15 protein-coding genes are annotated in these 14,663 nt (G+C 54.4%); 9 read left to right on the forward strand and 6 right to left on the reverse strand.

The window, feature by feature from the left end:
• Nucleotides 1-98: 98 nt before the first annotated feature.
• Together thiD and thiE are read left to right on the forward strand one after the other, a co-directional pair.
• Nucleotides 99-920, forward strand: coding sequence for a bifunctional hydroxymethylpyrimidine kinase/phosphomethylpyrimidine kinase (thiD, locus tag H8B09_RS17545; protein ID WP_191204848.1), 822 nt, complete (start codon nt 99-101; stop codon nt 918-920).
• Entirely contained in the window at nt 917-1,606 is a 690-nt protein-coding gene (gene thiE / locus H8B09_RS17550; protein WP_191204849.1) for a thiamine phosphate synthase, read from the forward strand. The genes thiD and thiE overlap by 4 nt, the downstream gene beginning before the upstream one ends.
• 175 nt (nt 1,607-1,781) lie before the next feature.
• Here thiE and thrS read toward each other — a convergent pair whose 3' ends face one another.
• Nucleotides 1,782-3,701, reverse strand: a complete 1,920-nt coding sequence (gene thrS / locus H8B09_RS17555; RefSeq protein WP_191204850.1) for a threonine--tRNA ligase — start codon at nt 3,699-3,701, stop codon at nt 1,782-1,784.
• A 461-nt stretch (nt 3,702-4,162) separates the two neighbouring features.
• Here thrS and H8B09_RS17560 point away from each other — a divergent pair, with 461 nt between their 5' ends.
• Complete coding sequence (locus H8B09_RS17560; protein WP_191204851.1) at nt 4,163-4,666, forward strand: GNAT family N-acetyltransferase; 504 nt, start codon at nt 4,163-4,165, stop codon at nt 4,664-4,666.
• 75 nt (nt 4,667-4,741) lie between these two features.
• Nucleotides 4,742-5,020, forward strand: a complete 279-nt coding sequence (locus H8B09_RS17565; RefSeq protein WP_191204852.1) for a hypothetical protein — start codon at nt 4,742-4,744, stop codon at nt 5,018-5,020.
• A 266-nt stretch (nt 5,021-5,286) separates the two neighbouring features.
• On the opposite strand, the gene H8B09_RS17570 is transcribed toward H8B09_RS17565, so the two are convergent.
• Nucleotides 5,287-5,439 carry a hypothetical protein gene (locus H8B09_RS17570; RefSeq protein ID WP_191204853.1) on the reverse strand — a complete coding sequence of 51 codons (153 nt, stop codon included), beginning with the start codon at nt 5,437-5,439 and terminating at the stop codon, nt 5,287-5,289.
• 270 nt (nt 5,440-5,709) lie between these two features.
• Between H8B09_RS17570 and H8B09_RS17575 the strand changes: the two genes are divergently transcribed.
• The 3 genes from H8B09_RS17575 (at nt 5,710) to rlmN (ending at nt 8,839) form a co-directional block, all read left to right on the forward strand.
• Entirely contained in the window at nt 5,710-6,135 is a 426-nt protein-coding gene (locus H8B09_RS17575; protein ID WP_191204854.1) for a MerR family transcriptional regulator, read from the forward strand.
• Between the two features lie 206 nt (nt 6,136-6,341).
• Nucleotides 6,342-7,571: an MFS transporter gene (locus tag H8B09_RS17580; protein WP_191204855.1), complete on the forward strand. Its 1,230-nt coding sequence runs from the start codon at nt 6,342-6,344 to the stop codon at nt 7,569-7,571.
• A gap of 206 nt (nt 7,572-7,777) precedes the next feature.
• On the forward strand, nt 7,778-8,839 hold the full coding sequence (gene rlmN, locus H8B09_RS17585; RefSeq protein ID WP_191204856.1) for a dual-specificity RNA methyltransferase RlmN: 1,062 nt from the start codon (nt 7,778-7,780) through the stop codon (nt 8,837-8,839).
• A 71-nt stretch (nt 8,840-8,910) separates the two neighbouring features.
• On the opposite strand, the gene H8B09_RS17590 is transcribed toward rlmN, so the two are convergent.
• Together H8B09_RS17590 and H8B09_RS17595 are read right to left on the reverse strand one after the other, a co-directional pair.
• Nucleotides 8,911-9,762 (reverse strand): aldo/keto reductase, encoded by an 852-nt coding sequence (locus tag H8B09_RS17590; protein ID WP_191204857.1) that lies wholly within the window; start codon nt 9,760-9,762, stop codon nt 8,911-8,913.
• A 4-nt stretch (nt 9,763-9,766) separates the two neighbouring features.
• Entirely contained in the window at nt 9,767-11,002 is a 1,236-nt protein-coding gene (locus H8B09_RS17595; RefSeq protein WP_191204858.1) for an MFS transporter, read from the reverse strand.
• Between the two features lie 203 nt (nt 11,003-11,205).
• Between H8B09_RS17595 and H8B09_RS17600 the strand changes: the two genes are divergently transcribed.
• Nucleotides 11,206-11,583 (forward strand): winged helix-turn-helix transcriptional regulator, encoded by a 378-nt coding sequence (locus H8B09_RS17600; protein WP_191204859.1) that lies wholly within the window; start codon nt 11,206-11,208, stop codon nt 11,581-11,583.
• 54 nt (nt 11,584-11,637) lie between these two features.
• On the opposite strand, the gene H8B09_RS17605 is transcribed toward H8B09_RS17600, so the two are convergent.
• Nucleotides 11,638-12,291 (reverse strand): lysoplasmalogenase, encoded by a 654-nt coding sequence (locus tag H8B09_RS17605; RefSeq protein WP_318152649.1) that lies wholly within the window; start codon nt 12,289-12,291, stop codon nt 11,638-11,640.
• A gap of 91 nt (nt 12,292-12,382) precedes the next feature.
• On the opposite strand from H8B09_RS17605, the gene H8B09_RS17610 reads away from it, so the two are divergent.
• Nucleotides 12,383-13,750 carry an aldehyde dehydrogenase gene (locus H8B09_RS17610; RefSeq protein WP_191204861.1) on the forward strand — a complete coding sequence of 456 codons (1,368 nt, stop codon included), beginning with the start codon at nt 12,383-12,385 and terminating at the stop codon, nt 13,748-13,750.
• A gap of 79 nt (nt 13,751-13,829) precedes the next feature.
• Here H8B09_RS17610 and H8B09_RS17615 read toward each other — a convergent pair whose 3' ends face one another.
• Nucleotides 13,830-14,489 carry a hypothetical protein gene (locus H8B09_RS17615; protein WP_191204862.1) on the reverse strand — a complete coding sequence of 220 codons (660 nt, stop codon included), beginning with the start codon at nt 14,487-14,489 and terminating at the stop codon, nt 13,830-13,832.
• Nucleotides 14,490-14,663 lie beyond the last annotated feature (174 nt).

Raw genomic sequence — 14,663 nt, forward strand, 5'->3', positions numbered from 1 at the left:
CACAGGGTAAAGCAACAGCAAACTTTTAAACTCAGAGAGGGCCTTCGCGGCTCTCTTTTGGTATACTCGATACAACTAGATAGGAGAGTGGGCTGGCGATGACAATTGCAAGAGCATTAACAGTAGCAGGCTCGGACAGCGGCGGCGGAGCGGGCATTCAAGCCGACCTGAAGACGTTCCAAGAGCTGGACGTATTCGGCATGACGGCGCTGACCGCTGTGACGGCGCAGAATACGCTCGGCGTGCACGGGATTTATCCGTTGACGGTTGAAGCCGTACAGAAGCAGATGGACGCGATTGGCGAGGATATCGGAACGGACGCGGTGAAGACCGGCATGTTGTTCAACAGCGATATTATTCGCGGCGTGGCGGAGAAGCTGATGCAGTACAAGTGGGAGAAGGTCGTCGTTGACCCGGTTATGATTGCAAAAGGGGGCTCGGTGCTTCTGCTCGAGGAGGCCGTTCGCGCCCTCCGTGAAGTGCTTATGCCGCTCGCGCTTGTCATTACGCCGAATGTGCCGGAGGCAGAGTTGATCGCCGGCAAGTCCATTCACGGCTTGGATGACCGGAAGGAAGCGGCTCGCATTCTCGCCGATCTCGGGGCGAAGAACGTCGTCATGAAAGGCGGTCATGACGAGTCGAACCCGAATGAAGTCATCGACCTTCTCTATGACGGCCGCGACTTCTATGAATTCAGCAGCCCGCGTCAAGAAACACGCCATACGCATGGTACAGGCTGCACGTTCGCTGCCGCTGTCACAGCCGAGCTGGCCAAAGGCCGCACAGTCGTACAGGCGGTTGAAGTTGCGAAGCAGTTCATTCAGGCGGCTATCGAAGATACGATTCAACTCGGTCAAGGGCATGGGCCAACGAACCATTGGGCGTACCGGAGACGTCAGGCAGCAGGAGCGGGACGATGAGCGCGCGGGCGCATTGGCGTCAGCCTGAAGAGCTGAGCAAGCTGCTTCGCGTGTATCTCATCATGGGCAGCAACAACTGCCTGCGCGATCCGGAGCAAGTGCTTACGGATGCGATTGCCGGCGGCATCACGATGTTCCAGTATCGCGAGAAAGGCACTGGCGCACTGACTGGCGACGAGCGGTTTAAGCTAGCATCGCGTCTTCGCGAGATGTGCCGTATGAGCGGCGTCCCGTTCATCGTGAACGATGATGTCGATCTTGCGCTAGCGCTTGATGCGGATGGCGTACATGTCGGACAAGAAGATGAGCTTGCGACGGAAGTGAGACGCCGGATCGGGGAAGATCGGATTCTTGGCGTGTCGGCTTATAACATGGTCGAAGCGGATACTGCAGTACGATTCGGCGCCGATTATCTCGGTGTAGGACCGCTGTATTCGACGCAGACGAAGGAAGATGCGAAGTCGGCCTCGGGTCTTGCTGTCCTCAAGGAGATGCGGGAGCAGGGGATAGCCGTGCCGATTGTTGGTATCGGCGGCATCCATGCGGGCAATGCCGCCGAAGTTGTGCGCGCAGGCGCAGACGGCGTGTCCGTCATTACTGCAATCACGCATGCGGATAATGAGCGGTCAGCTGCAGAGGCACTGCACAGCGCGGTTGAGGCTGCTGCAGCAGCGGATAAGGCGTAACAAATAAACAAGGGCTGTTCGCTTAGCCAGAATTCTGACCTAGCGAACAGCCCTTTTACATATGCGAAAACTGTACAACGTACATCGTTATCGTGCAATCGAGCTTTTTTATACGGCTAAGCCTGCAGAATGCGCAGGAATGCTCGCGAGAAGATAGCTCGTAGTCGCACACCGTCTACTCGAGCGCCTTGCGCTCGATCTCATCCAGCACGCGCTCAACGAACGGGCTGATATCCATGCTGCCGAGATCGCCTTCGCCGCGCCGACGCACTGCGACCGTGCCGCCTGCTTGCTCTTTCTCGCCTAATACGAGCATGTAAGGCATTTTGGAGAGCTGCGCTGCCCGGATCTTATAGCCAAGCTTCTCATTGCTCTCGTCTACCTCAACCCGTATGCCTTGCGAGATCAGTTGATTCCTCACCTCATACGCATAGTCGACATAATGGTCCGACACCGGCAGCAGCTTCACCTGCACTGGCGCTAGCCATACCGGGAACTGTCCGGCGAAGTGCTCCGTCAGTATCCCGATGAATCGGTCGATCGAGCCATACACAGCGCGATGAATAACGACCGGTCTATGCTTCTGGTTATCCTCGCCAATGTAGGACAACTCGAATTTGTCCGGCATCTGGAAGTCGAGCTGAATCGTAGCGCACTGCCAGCTTCGCTTCAGTGCATCGCGGATATGGAAGTCGATCTTAGGCCCGTAGAATGCGCCGTCCCCTTCATTGATGCGATACTGAATCCCGCGGTTGTTCAGCACGCTGCTTAGCGCCGCTTCCGCCTGATCCCACAGCTCCTGCGAGCCCATCGAATCGTCGGGACGAGTAGACAGTTCCATCGTATAAGAGAAGCCGAACACGCTGTAAATTTGGTCGATCAATGCGATGACGCGGTCGATCTCGGCTTCGATCTGATCTGCGCGGACGAAGATATGGGCATCGTCCTGGCAGAATGTCCGCACGCGCATCATCCCGTTCAATGCCCCCGAAAACTCGTGGCGGTGAACCTGACCGAATTCCGAAATGCGGATCGGCAGCTCGCGGTAGGAGCGCCGGTCATTTTTATAAATAAGCATGTGACCTGGACAGTTCATCGGCTTAAGCGCGAATCGGCTGTCGTCCACATCCGTGAAATACATATTGTCTTTATAGTGATCCCAATGGCCCGATTGCTCCCACAGCCGTTGGTTCATCATGAGCGGCGTACGCACTTCGTCGTACTGCTGCCGGCTCTGCACCTCGCGCAGGAAGCTCTCCAGCTGATTGCGAATGACCATGCCATGGTGGAGATAGAACGGCATGCCGGGCGCTTCCTCGGAGAACATGAACAGTTCCAGCTCTTTGCCGAGCTTGCGATGATCGCGTTTCTTCGCTTCCTCCAGCAGTGCCAGATGCTCATCCAGCTGCGCTTGCTTCGGGAAGGCCGTTCCATAAATCCGCTGCAGCATCGGATTATTCGAATCGCCGCGCCAATAAGCGCCGGCAATGCTCTGCAGCTTGAATGCCTTGATCCGTCCTGTCGACGGAAGATGTGGCCCGCGGCATAGGTCAACGAATTCGCCTTGTTCATAGAGCGAGATAACGGCATCCGCTGGCAGCGCGTCGATCAGCTCCAGTTTCAAGTGATCCTGCTGCTGCTCGAAAATCTCCCTAGCTTCGTCACGATTCACCTCGCGTCTGCGGATAGCGAGATTATCGGCTGCAATGGCGGCCATCTCCTTCTCGATCTTCGCGAGATCTTCAGGCGTCAGCTGATGCTCCATGTCGACATCGTAGTAGAAGCCGTCCTCGATGACAGGACCGATGCCGAGCTTCACTGCGCTCCGGCCATACAGTCTCGTCAAAGCTTGGGCCATCAAATGCGCTGTGCTGTGACGGTAAATCTCCAGCCCTTCCTTGCTGTCTTGCGTAATGATCTCTACGGAGCAGTCGGATTGAATCGGTGAATATAGATCCACCAGCTTCCCGTCGAGCCTTCCTGCGATGGCCTTGTCCCTCAAGCTCGGGGATATTGCTGCAGCCACCTCTTCGATTGTTGTACCTGCCTGAACTTCTCTTACTGCGCCGTTTGGCAAAATGACTTGAACCGCCATTTTGTTCACCCTCCTGATTGTTTAGAATCAAGTTAGGCGAAATGCGTGCAAACACAAAAAAAGCACGCATCCCGCAAAGGGACGAGTGCTTGTAAACTCGTGGTTCCACCCTACATTTGACCTCTGATCCTACGGCTGCGGAACAGGGTCCTCATTGGCATCCGGTAACGGGGACGAGACGGTGATGAATAATGCCGCAAGCCGCTTGCGGGTTCCACATCACGGCTACAAAGGGGTAACTTCATCGTCATCGCTGAAGGAGCTCGCACCGAGCGCTCCTCTCTCTGGGCAGGATGGATCGTTGAAATCATGTCTTTGATAATTGCCTTGGGATATAAAGCTTGGGACTGATTATAGCGCTGGATGAATTGCGGTGTCAACATTGGAAATGCAAAGAAATTATTTTAAAATATTGAGAATAGAGGGGAAAGAGTCCCGCATGGAAGAGAGGATCTACAAGCATGGAGATTCGCCGTATTACAGCGGGAGAAGTTCCGCAAGTGTTCGCATTGATGATGGATGTCGTGTCGCGCATGCCTTCGCGGGCGCTGTTCGCAGCAGATGATGAAGCCTATTTGTACGCCCATGTTGAAGACCTCGGAGAAATTTATGGAGCATTCGAGGCTGATACGCTTGTCGCATACTCGGTGCTATCGTATCCTGGACAGCAGGAGTGGAACTTAGGAAGCGAATTTGGCGTACCTACAGATGAGCTGGACAAGGTTGCTGTGCTTGATGCGACGGTCGTGCACGAGTCGGCGCGTGGACGGGGACTGCAGCGAACGTTCACCCAATTACGGGAGAAGCGGGCGCGGGAGAGAGGGTCGCTGTATCTGTACAGTACCGTTCATCCGGACAATACGCCGAGCAGACGAAACCTGGAGGAAGCGGGGCTGACGCTGCAGTTCACACGCCCGATGTACGGAGGCAAGATGCGGCACTGCTACGCCAAGCGACTTGAATAGACGGCACCTTGCAAACATGCTATGATTTCAAGAGTAGCAATCTAGGGCGCAAACAATTGCGGAGGGACGCATATCATGGTGAAACGTAACAACAATCGCGGTACGGGAGTGGACAAGCTGGACCACCGCGTAACCGTGCTTTTGAAAGAATGGGCAGGCTTAAGCGGCTTCTACGGCTATAAGGAATTCGGGCTGGATGAAGTGCTCGCACTGCTCAATACAGCAGGATGGAAGACGGATGTGGACGCGTCGGATCCAGCGGCACGTGTCGTCGTTCAGTTCAAGGACGGATCGGTCATTCGCCGCAGCAAGTTCACGCTCGACGAGAAGGGCCGCGCGCTCAAAGTATACTAGAACCTGAATAGAAGCATCCCGATGACGCTTGGCGAATCGGGGTGTTTTTTTCTATGCGAAGATGATCTCATGATGGTGTACTCGGCACCCTGCAGCGGCCATGGGGCGCGTAATAATACTGACCGCTGCAGGTGAGGAGTACCATGCGATGGGGTGGTCAGTCCCATACTGCATTGAAGAGGTCGTTCAAAAAGTCCGCTTTTGATCACGAACTTGAAGTAAACGGCGCGTTTACTTTGCGGACGGCAGCGACAGCTTTCGAGCGTTCATGTAGTAGTGCGCGGCTCAGTGGCTAATACATCATTCAGCTCTTGCAGTGCTGCGTACAGCTGTGTCAGTCGGTCTTTCTGACCGATTGCCAGAATAGGGCGGCTGTTATCGGCACTTCGGTTCCATCGCCCTCCTCCGTCTAGAGACATGATCATGCTCCTTCTGTACTCGATTGCTGTCGTCTGTCGCCCTTACTCTAATCATGGAAGAACAGGCTGAAAGGCCGCTTAATGCCGGCTTAGCCGCCACTGAAAGTTGCTTCGTGTTTGAGTTAATAAGCTCGTCCCTGAATGAACGCGCGAAAACGAGGGACAATACTAATACTTTAAAATTGCGCCCAAAAGTTAACGTTGACGTAAACGTTGGTTTAGGATTACTATAATTCATGTCGTTAGGTACGGCGATGGAGGTCTTAAAGGATGGAAACTTACAAAATTGATGAAGTATCCAAGGTAACTGGACTAACGAAGCGCACGATACGCTATTACGAGGAGCTTGGTCTGCTCATGTCCACGCAACGGACAGAGGGCGGTATGCGGTTGTACACGCAGGAACATATCGAGCGGCTGAAGCAAATCGTGAGCGCGCGCGACGTGCTTGGATTCTCGCTGCAAGAAATTCTCGACTTCGTTCAACTTCGAGAGACGTTCGAAGGTCATCGAACCTCGATCCAGAACACCGAAGATGCGGAAGTGAAGCGCCACTATTTGCAGGAGGTTGAGCGTGGTCTTGCGCAGCAACTGCAGATGATCGATCAGAAGATGGAGACGATGGCGCAGTTCAGAAGAGAGAGGGAGCAGCTTCATCATCGAATCAAGGAAGCCATCCAGAACACACTAACTTAAAGAGGTTGTTCAAAAAGTCCGCTTTTGATCACGAAGTATCACGAGAAGCGTATTCGGCAGCGAATCTTGAATGCAGCGGAGACTTCCGGTTCTCACGTAGCACTTCACTACGCTCCGATCCTCATTCCCTGCTTCCTCCAACCTTCTCGGTGCTGAAAACCGAACTTTTTGAACACGCAATTAAAGAAAAAGGAGCCTGAGCAACAATGCAACAATCCAAAGGTTCACTTGAACCCAAAACAAGCATGTTCAGCCAGCCGATGGCGGTGTGGGCCGTTATTTTTGCCTGCATCATCGCATTCATGGGCCTCGGTCTAGTCGACCCGATTCTCCCATCGATCGCGAAGAACTTCAACGCATCGGACTCCGACGTGACGCTGCTCTTCACGAGCTATAATGCCGTCATGGCCATCGCTATGCTCATTACAGGCGCGATTTCGTCGCGTGTCGGTATCAAGGGAACGCTTATTCTAGGCGTTATCCTCATCGCGATCTTCTCAGCGCTTGGAGGCTGGTCGGACAGTGTAATGAGCCTCGTTCTGCTTCGCGGCGGTTGGGGGCTAGGCAACGCTATGTTCGTTGCAACAGCACTGACGGCGGTTGTATCGATGTCCAAGACGGGCGTTGCGAAATCGATTATCTTGTTCGAGGTTGCCGTAGGTCTTGGTATCTCGGTAGGCCCGCTGCTTGGCGGCGAGCTTGGTTCGATCTCCTGGCGTGGACCGTTCTTCGGCGTAGCATGCCTCATGATCATCGCATTCATTCTGCTAATGACGCTGATGCCATCCCGCAAGAACAACGCTGCAGCGGCACCGAAACGCAAGACGTCGCTGCTGGATCCGTTCCGCGCATTGAAAAACCGTGCGCTTCGCACATTTGGCATCGCAGCATTCTTGTACAACTTCGGCTTCTTCACACTGCTCGTATATGCGGCACTTGTACTTGGTCATATTCATCATTTCGACGAGCATCAACTCGGTTACGTCTTCCTCGGCTGGGGTCTCTTGCTGGCATTCACGTCGGTATTCGTGGCGCCTAAGCTGCAGAAGTGGCAGGGTACGGTTCCTGCAATGTGCGTGCAGCTGTTCCTGTTCGCGCTGACGCTGCTCGTAATCGCCAACTGGACGTACAACAAAGAAGTTGTTGTCTGCATGGTTGTTCTGTCCGGCGCATTCCTCGGCAATAACAATACGCTCATTACGACGGGCGTTATGAACGCATCGACGATCGAACGTTCGACGGCTTCGGCTGCTTACAGCTTCCTGCGCTTCATCGGCGGCGCGATCGCGCCTTACCTCGCCGGCAAGTTGTCCGAGTGGTACAACCCGCATATGCCATTCACGGTTGGCGGCGTCTGCGTCTTGCTGTCGGTTGTCTTCCTGTGGGTGAACCGCAAGCATCTGGCGCATGTCGATGCAGTGGAAGGTCATCATTAATCTGTGATCGTCAGGTCGCCTCTATCTTCGGATAGGGGCGCTTTTTGCATAGAGTTAGGTAGGATGCGACGGCGTCTTCAGCCGTTTCACCTTGTATTTTCGGATAAGTTCTGGGACAATACGATATAGCAAAGGGAAACGACTGGGCCGTCTTGAACGGTGCAGTGCGGTTTATTCCGAAGAAATATAAGCGAGGGCAACAACCAATGAGTAAACCATCCGTATACGGATTTACGCAGGAGCAGTTGATCGAATGGCTGCAGCCGCATGGACATAAGAAGTTTCGCGCACAGCAGGTATGGGATTGGCTGTATCGCAAGCGGGTGACTACGTTTGCTGAGATGACAGACGTGAACCCGTCATGCCTGGCGCTGTTGGAAGAGCATTATGGGATCAGCACGCTCGAGGAGCACACGAAGCAGGTATCGGCGGACGGTACTGTGAAGTTCCTGTTCCGGTTGTCTGATGGCAACCTAATCGAGACGGTGCTTATGCGCCACAAGTTTGGTCTGTCGGTATGCGTGACGACGCAGGTCGGCTGCAATATCGGCTGCAGCTTCTGCGCGAGCGGACTGCTGGCGAAGAGCCGCGACCTGACGAGCGGCGAGATTACCGAGCAGATTATGAAGGTGCAGCTGTATCTGGATGCGGCGGGCCAGGGCGACCGGGTCAGCCACATAGTCGTGATGGGTATCGGTGAGCCGTTCGATAACTACAAGCATATGTCGGACTTCATCAACACGGTGAAGGATCATAAGGGTTTGGCGATTGGGCCGCGCCATATTACGGTTTCGACGAGCGGTCTTGCCGGCAAAATTCGCGAGTTCGCCGATTCGGATCTGAACACGAATCTGGCTGTTTCGCTGCATGCGCCGAATGATGAGCTGCGTACGCGCATCATGAAGATCAACAAAGCGATTCCGATTGCGAAGCTGATGGACGCTATCGACTACTACTTGGAGAAGACTAATCGCCGCATTACGCTCGAATATATCTTGCTCAAGGATGTTAATGATCAGGTGGAGCATGCGCTTGAGCTGGCGGAGTTGGTTGGCGACCGCCGCGATCTAGTGAATGTGAATCTCATTCCGTACAATCCGGTCGATGAGCACAGTCAGTATCAGCGCAGTACGGCGGAAGCGATTGATGCGTTCTACGATACGCTCAAGAAGCAGAACGTCAGCTGCAGCGTACGTCTGGAGCATGGTGCGGACATCGATGCGGCATGCGGACAGCTGCGAAGCAAGCAGATTCGGAAGGAAGCGTAAGCAATTGTTTGTACCAAATAAAGCCTTCAAGCATAAAAGTGCTTGAAGGCTTTTTCGCATACTCGCTGCAATTAGAAATTAAAGTTGTCCGGGTCCGGACCTACCCGCTCATCGCGGTTCAGGCTGTTCAGCAGCGCCATGTCCTCATCGGACAGCGCGAAGTCGAAGACAGAGCCGTTCTCGGCAATCCGATGCGCCTTCACGGACTTCGGAATGGTGACGACGCCATTCTGCAGATCCCAGCGAATAATGATTTGCGAGACGGATTTGCCGTATTTGTCCGCCAGCTTCGCGATTGTAGGCTCGTTCAACAGCTGGCCCTGCTTCAGCGGCGACCATGCTTCCAGCTGAATGCCATTCGCTGCGCAGAACTCGCGAAGCGCCAACTGCGCCAGATGCGGATGGTACTCGACTTGGTCGACCATCGGCACGATCTCCGCACCCGCCATCACATCCTCCAGATGATGGATATGGAAGTTGCTGACGCCAATCGCCCGTACGCGGCCTTGCTTGTATAACGTCTCAAGTGCACGCCATGCCTCTTTGTATTTGCCTTCCTTCGGCCAGTGAATGAGATACAGGTCAAGGTAATCGAGCCCCAGCTTCGCCATTGTTACGTCAAAAGCAGCAAGCGTCTCCTCATAACCAAGGTCAGCATTCCACACCTTAGAGGTGACGAACAGTTCGGAGCGGTCGATGCCCGTCTCCGCGATCGCTTCGCGAATCGCTTGTCCGACGCCTTGCTCGTTGCCGTAGACAGCAGCTGTGTCGATGCTGCGATAACCGAACTTGATCGCCGACTTGATCGCATCGATCAACGTGGCGCCTTCTTCCACTTGGAATACGCCGAGGCCGAGCCAAGGCATTGTTACACCGTTGCTAAGAGTCGTTGTGGATTGCAGTGTTTGAGCTGTTGTTGTCATTATTTTAGTCCTCCAGTGGTTTGTAATTGCGGTACACCGCGGGTTGGTTCGTCTGTGAGTTAGTGTCTCTTTCTTCCAGCCTTCGCATCCATGCCGTTAGGATGACAGCGCCGAATACCATTATAGCTCCGACCCATGCAGTATGGACGAGGCCAAGCTGCTCGGCAACGATGCCGCCTGTGTAGGCGCCAATCGCGATGCCGGCATTAAAGGCTGCAATGTTGACGGCTGACGCAAAATCTTTCGCTTGCGGGGCAAATCGCTCCGCCAGTATCACAACGTAGACCTGCAGTCCGGGCACGTTCATGAACGCGAGCAGGCCAAGCAGGAATACGGTCACCAGCGCAGCGCCTTGGTACGGTGCGGTGAAGGTGAACACGAGCAGCACGATCGCTTGCAGCGCGAACATGTACAGCAGGGCGTGAGCAGGCTTCTTGTTCGCGACCTTGCCGCCGATCATATTGCCGATAGCAATAGCGATGCCGTACAGCAGCAGGATCGCAGCCGTTGTCGCTTCCTTGAACCCGGATACATGGGTAAGAAGCGGGGACAAATAAGTAAAGACAACGAATGTTCCGCCGTAACCAAGCGCCGTCGTTGCGAAAGCAAGCAGCAGTCTGCCGCGTGCGACGAGCTTCAGCTGTTCTCGAAGACGCGCTGCTTGTCCACTCGGCAAGTTCGACGGGATCAACGCGAGATGCGACAGCAGCGAAACGATGCCGATCGCAACGATGATAGCGAAGGCGAAGCGCCAGCCGAGCTGCTGACCGAGGTAGGTGCCCAGCGGCACGCCTGTTACGGTCGCGATAGTAAGGCCCGAGAACATGAGCGAGATAGCGCTGGCCCGCTTGTTCTCCGGCACGAGGTCAGCGGCGATCGTGGAGCCGATCGACATGAAGACGCCGTGGGCGAAAGCGGATATGACGCGGGCAGCTAGCAGTATGCCGATGCTTGTTGCAGATGCGGCTAATCCGTTGCCGATAATGAACGTCAGCATGATGGCGATAAGCAGCTTCTTGCGCGGGATGCGAGCTGTCAGTGACGTTAAGACAGGCGCACCGATGGTCACGCCGAGCGCATACAGCGTTACGGTCAGGCCAGAAGTCGCAACCGATATGTGCAAGTCATCGGCGATGAGCGGCAGCAGCCCGACGCTGATAAACTCCGTTGTTCCAATTGCGAAGGCGCTCAAGGCAAGCATGAGAAGCGCCAAATTAGCTTGTTTGGGATGAAGATGCATAATGAATCGTCCTTTACTTGTACGTATTGCAGTGCCATTCGTTTCCCGAAAGGAAGCGGATTATACCAAGTGGTGCTGACCGGCCGGTAAGTGCTATTATGGAGGTATTAGAACCAAAACAACAGTACGTACTTTTAAGTGCTATAGATACTAAAAAGTAATATAGGCACTTTCCAGTGCCTATGGGAGAGGTAGTGAAACGCATGACAACAACGGCAACCGGCAAGAAATACAACATCTCCGTCGAAGCAACCCTAGAGGTTATTGGAGGCAAGTGGAAGTGCGTCATCCTATGTCATCTGACGCATGGCAAGAAACGGACAAGCGACCTGAAGCGGTTGATGCCTGGCATTACGCAGAAAATGCTAACCCAGCAGCTGCGCGAGCTGGAGCAGGACGGCATCGTCGATCGGATCGTCTATAACCAGGTGCCGCCGAAGGTGGAGTATCAACTGAGTGAATACGGGCAGACGCTTGGCTCCATTCTAACGGCGCTTTGTAATTGGGGCGAGCAGCACATCATTCGCGAGTACGGCGATAAGTTCGCGGTGCTGGAGGATAACGTGCTGAATCGCGGATAAAGCAAACAGCCGCCGACCCAGATTGGGACGGCGGCTGGCGATAGGTGCTGTGGTCTAGCGTTGCTTAGACATAACAGCAACGTTGCGTGCGATGCAGTACTGCGCCGCATAGTACGTCGTCATGATGAGCGTGCCTGCATAGGTGATGTCGGAGACGAACAGGTTCCACGACAGAATGGAGTCCGATGCAAGGAAGAGCAGGCTGCCGATCGTCGCCCAGAGGCGGCCGGTCATGATGGCGGACCAAGCCATCAAGGCGATAACGGTAATGTAGGCGATGACGGGAATGACAAGTCCGTTCTTATCGTCGTCCTGAAGTGCCTGTACAAGCTGCGTTCCCATGTAAGCGGCGTAGATTGCGATCGGGACGATCGACGCGAGCCGCCAAGCGGAGAAGCGCCATTCGCCGAAGAAGCCTGTCATATAGCATAGATGGCCGATCAGGAATGCAGACAGGCCAACGACGAACCAGTCGAGCAGGCCGTCGCCGAACATACAGAAGACGAGGCCGATCAACGTCGCCCATTGTAAGCGTTTGCTTTTCTGCGGAAAATGCAGGAATGTATAGGTGATGATGAGCAGCATCGGAATGATTTTGAACAAGAGCTTAACCGCATGTGGATCTGCAGGGATGACGAAGATGTACAGCGTGCTCATGAGCAGGATGAGCCATGGGAGTAAGCTTAGCAATCGTGTGCGTAGCGCCACGGAAATTCGCTCCTTCATTGGAATTGGATTGAAAGTATTGTAACATGAAACGCAACAAGCGCAAGGGAAAATAGAGAGGACGGCAGTCGACATGGACATTCCGGCGTTAATCGGACGGCAGCGGGCATTTTTCAAGGAGGAGCAAACGAAGTCGCTTGGCGAGAGGCTGAAGCGGCTGCGGGCGCTGCGCGATGCGGTGAAGAAGCATGAGCCAGCGCTGCTTGCGGCGGTGCAGAAGGATCTGCACAAGTCGGAGTTCGAGGCGTTTACGACGGAGATCGGACTCGTGTACAAGGAAATCAGTCATGCGCTATCGCGGCTGCGGAGTTGGGCGAAACCAAAGCGCGTTCGTACGCCGCTTACTCACTGGGGAAGCAAAAGCTACATTGTGCCGGAACCTTACGGCGTCGCACTGATTATTGCGCCGTGGAATTATCCGCTGCAGCTCGCGCTTGTACCGCTCGTTGGCGCGATTGCTGCGGGCAACACGGTTGTGCTCAAGCCATCGGAGCTGGCGCCGCATGTGTCGAGCGCAATAACAGCGGTGATCGCGGATGTGTTCGAACCGGAGTGGGTATCGGTTGTCGAAGGCGGCGTCGAGACGAGCACGGCGCTGCTGGCGGAGAAGACGGATTACATTCTGTTCACGGGGAGTACGCATGTCGGTCGAATTGTCATGACGGCGGCTGCGAAGCATCTGACGCCCGTGACGCTGGAGCTTGGCGGCAAGAGTCCTTGTATCGTTAGCGGCGACGCGGATCTGAAGCTGGCCGCCAAGCGGATTGCGTTCGGCAAGTTCACGAATGCGGGTCAGACGTGCGTGGCGCCGGACTATGTATACGTGCAGAGCGGGGTGAAGGATGCATTCCTCGGGCACCTGGCTGCGGCGGTGAAAGAGCTGTATGGGGATGATCCGCTGCGCAATCCGAGCTATACGCATTTGATCAGCGATCGGCATTTTGCAAGGCTGGCGGCTTTTCTTCGTGATGGCCGGGTTGTGATTGGCGGACAGACGGATGCGAGCCAGCTTGCGATTGCGCCGACCGTATTGGACGGCGTCGACTGGTCATCACCAGTGATGCAGGATGAGATCTTCGGCCCCGTGCTGCCGGTGCTCGCGTATGATCGGATCGAGGACGTGTACGAAGCGGTACTGGCGCGGCCGAAGCCGCTCGCACTCTATCTGTTCAGCAGCAACCGTGAGCTTCAGCAACGCGTCATCGACCGTCTGTCGTTTGGCGGCGGGTGCATCAATGATACGCTCATGCATTTTGCCTCATCGTACTTGCCGGTTGGCGGGGTAGGGGAGAGCGGGATCGGCAGCTACCATGGGGAGAACACGTTCTTCACGTTCTCGCATCAGAAGAGTGTACTGCGGCAGGCAACATGGTTCGATATCCCGCTGCGTTACCCGACATCGAAGGCGGGGCTTGCGATCATTAGGAAGTTGATGAAGTAGACCCTATCGGGTCACAAACAAGGCTGAACAGATGGGAGTGTCCCTCTGTTCAGCCTTGTTGTATTTTTGACGGGTACCATTAGAAATAAGTCTTCCGATTCGGCTCAGCGACTCTGAGCTCGCGGTAGCGAATAAATGCATAACGCTGCAATCCCGCTGTATGCGCGATGGCTAATTCGCCAAGCTCGTCCGCCTTCGTGAAGTCGCCGCGACGGAATGCCTCTTCTGCTTCAAGCGCGTATTTCAGGCCTTGATGATCAACCATTCGCTTGGATTGTTCGAAGCCGGACTGATCGTCCTGCAGCAGCCTTACTAGCGCACGGGCCACATACTTCACGTCATTGTTGTCCTGCTGATTAATATGCTGCTCGGCTTCCTGCCAGCGCTCGCTTGCAATCGCAAGATTGGCACCTAGTACAGCCCGAAGCTTATCGTTATTAATGCTCCCTAATTTCTCGGCAGCTGATTCCGGCTTACCGTCAATCAGATCGCATACCGCTGCATAATAAGGAATGGTGCGGCCTAGTTTTCTAATGCACTTGTCCACTGCGTCGTTGTTGCGCGAGTAACGAAGCAAGTAATTCGTAGGAATGATCCATGCACCATAGCTGACGACCACTATACCTGCGACGATGAGGATCAACGTCGTTGTGTTAAAATTCGTACCGCTCATGCCGAGCCATACGCCGATGATGATGCCTAGAACGACCGCGAATGCTAATCGTTTTATAAATCTCATAGCGTGTGTATCCCCCTCTTATATCGAATAGAGCACAACTAACTATACACGACTGAAGGGGAGGATAAACCGTTTGTAAAATATTAACGCCAATTACTATTTTCCATTGCAATCCGATGAGGCTCGCACAACACTAGGAATCATGAATAGAAAAGGGGCCGATCCTGTGGTCAT

Source organism: Paenibacillus terricola (assembly GCF_014779765.1).
GTDB classification, from domain to species: Bacteria; Bacillota; Bacilli; order Paenibacillales; family Paenibacillaceae; genus Paenibacillus_T; species Paenibacillus_T terricola.

Bases quoted from the DNA above. Each gene is read 5' to 3' on its own strand.
- H8B09_RS17595 (WP_191204858.1), bottom strand. From the start codon at position 11,002: ATGCATCTTCATCCCAAACAAGCTAATTTGGCGCTTCTCATGCTTGCC.
- thiD (WP_191204848.1), top strand. From the start codon at position 99: ATGACAATTGCAAGAGCATTAACAGTAGCAGGCTCGGACAGCGGCGGC.
- rlmN (WP_191204856.1), top strand. From the start codon at position 7,778: ATGAGTAAACCATCCGTATACGGATTTACGCAGGAGCAGTTGATCGAA.
- thiE (WP_191204849.1), top strand. From the start codon at position 917: ATGAGCGCGCGGGCGCATTGGCGTCAGCCTGAAGAGCTGAGCAAGCTG.
- H8B09_RS17610 (WP_191204861.1), top strand. From the start codon at position 12,383: ATGGACATTCCGGCGTTAATCGGACGGCAGCGGGCATTTTTCAAGGAG.
- H8B09_RS17600 (WP_191204859.1), top strand. From the start codon at position 11,206: ATGACAACAACGGCAACCGGCAAGAAATACAACATCTCCGTCGAAGCA.
- H8B09_RS17575 (WP_191204854.1), top strand. From the start codon at position 5,710: ATGGAAACTTACAAAATTGATGAAGTATCCAAGGTAACTGGACTAACG.
- H8B09_RS17565 (WP_191204852.1), top strand. From the start codon at position 4,742: ATGGTGAAACGTAACAACAATCGCGGTACGGGAGTGGACAAGCTGGAC.
- H8B09_RS17615 (WP_191204862.1), bottom strand. From the start codon at position 14,489: ATGAGATTTATAAAACGATTAGCATTCGCGGTCGTTCTAGGCATCATC.
- H8B09_RS17560 (WP_191204851.1), top strand. From the start codon at position 4,163: ATGGAGATTCGCCGTATTACAGCGGGAGAAGTTCCGCAAGTGTTCGCA.
- H8B09_RS17570 (WP_191204853.1), bottom strand. From the start codon at position 5,439: ATGTCTCTAGACGGAGGAGGGCGATGGAACCGAAGTGCCGATAACAGC.
- H8B09_RS17590 (WP_191204857.1), bottom strand. From the start codon at position 9,762: ATGACAACAACAGCTCAAACACTGCAATCCACAACGACTCTTAGCAAC.
- thrS (WP_191204850.1), bottom strand. From the start codon at position 3,701: ATGGCGGTTCAAGTCATTTTGCCAAACGGCGCAGTAAGAGAAGTTCAG.
- H8B09_RS17580 (WP_191204855.1), top strand. From the start codon at position 6,342: ATGCAACAATCCAAAGGTTCACTTGAACCCAAAACAAGCATGTTCAGC.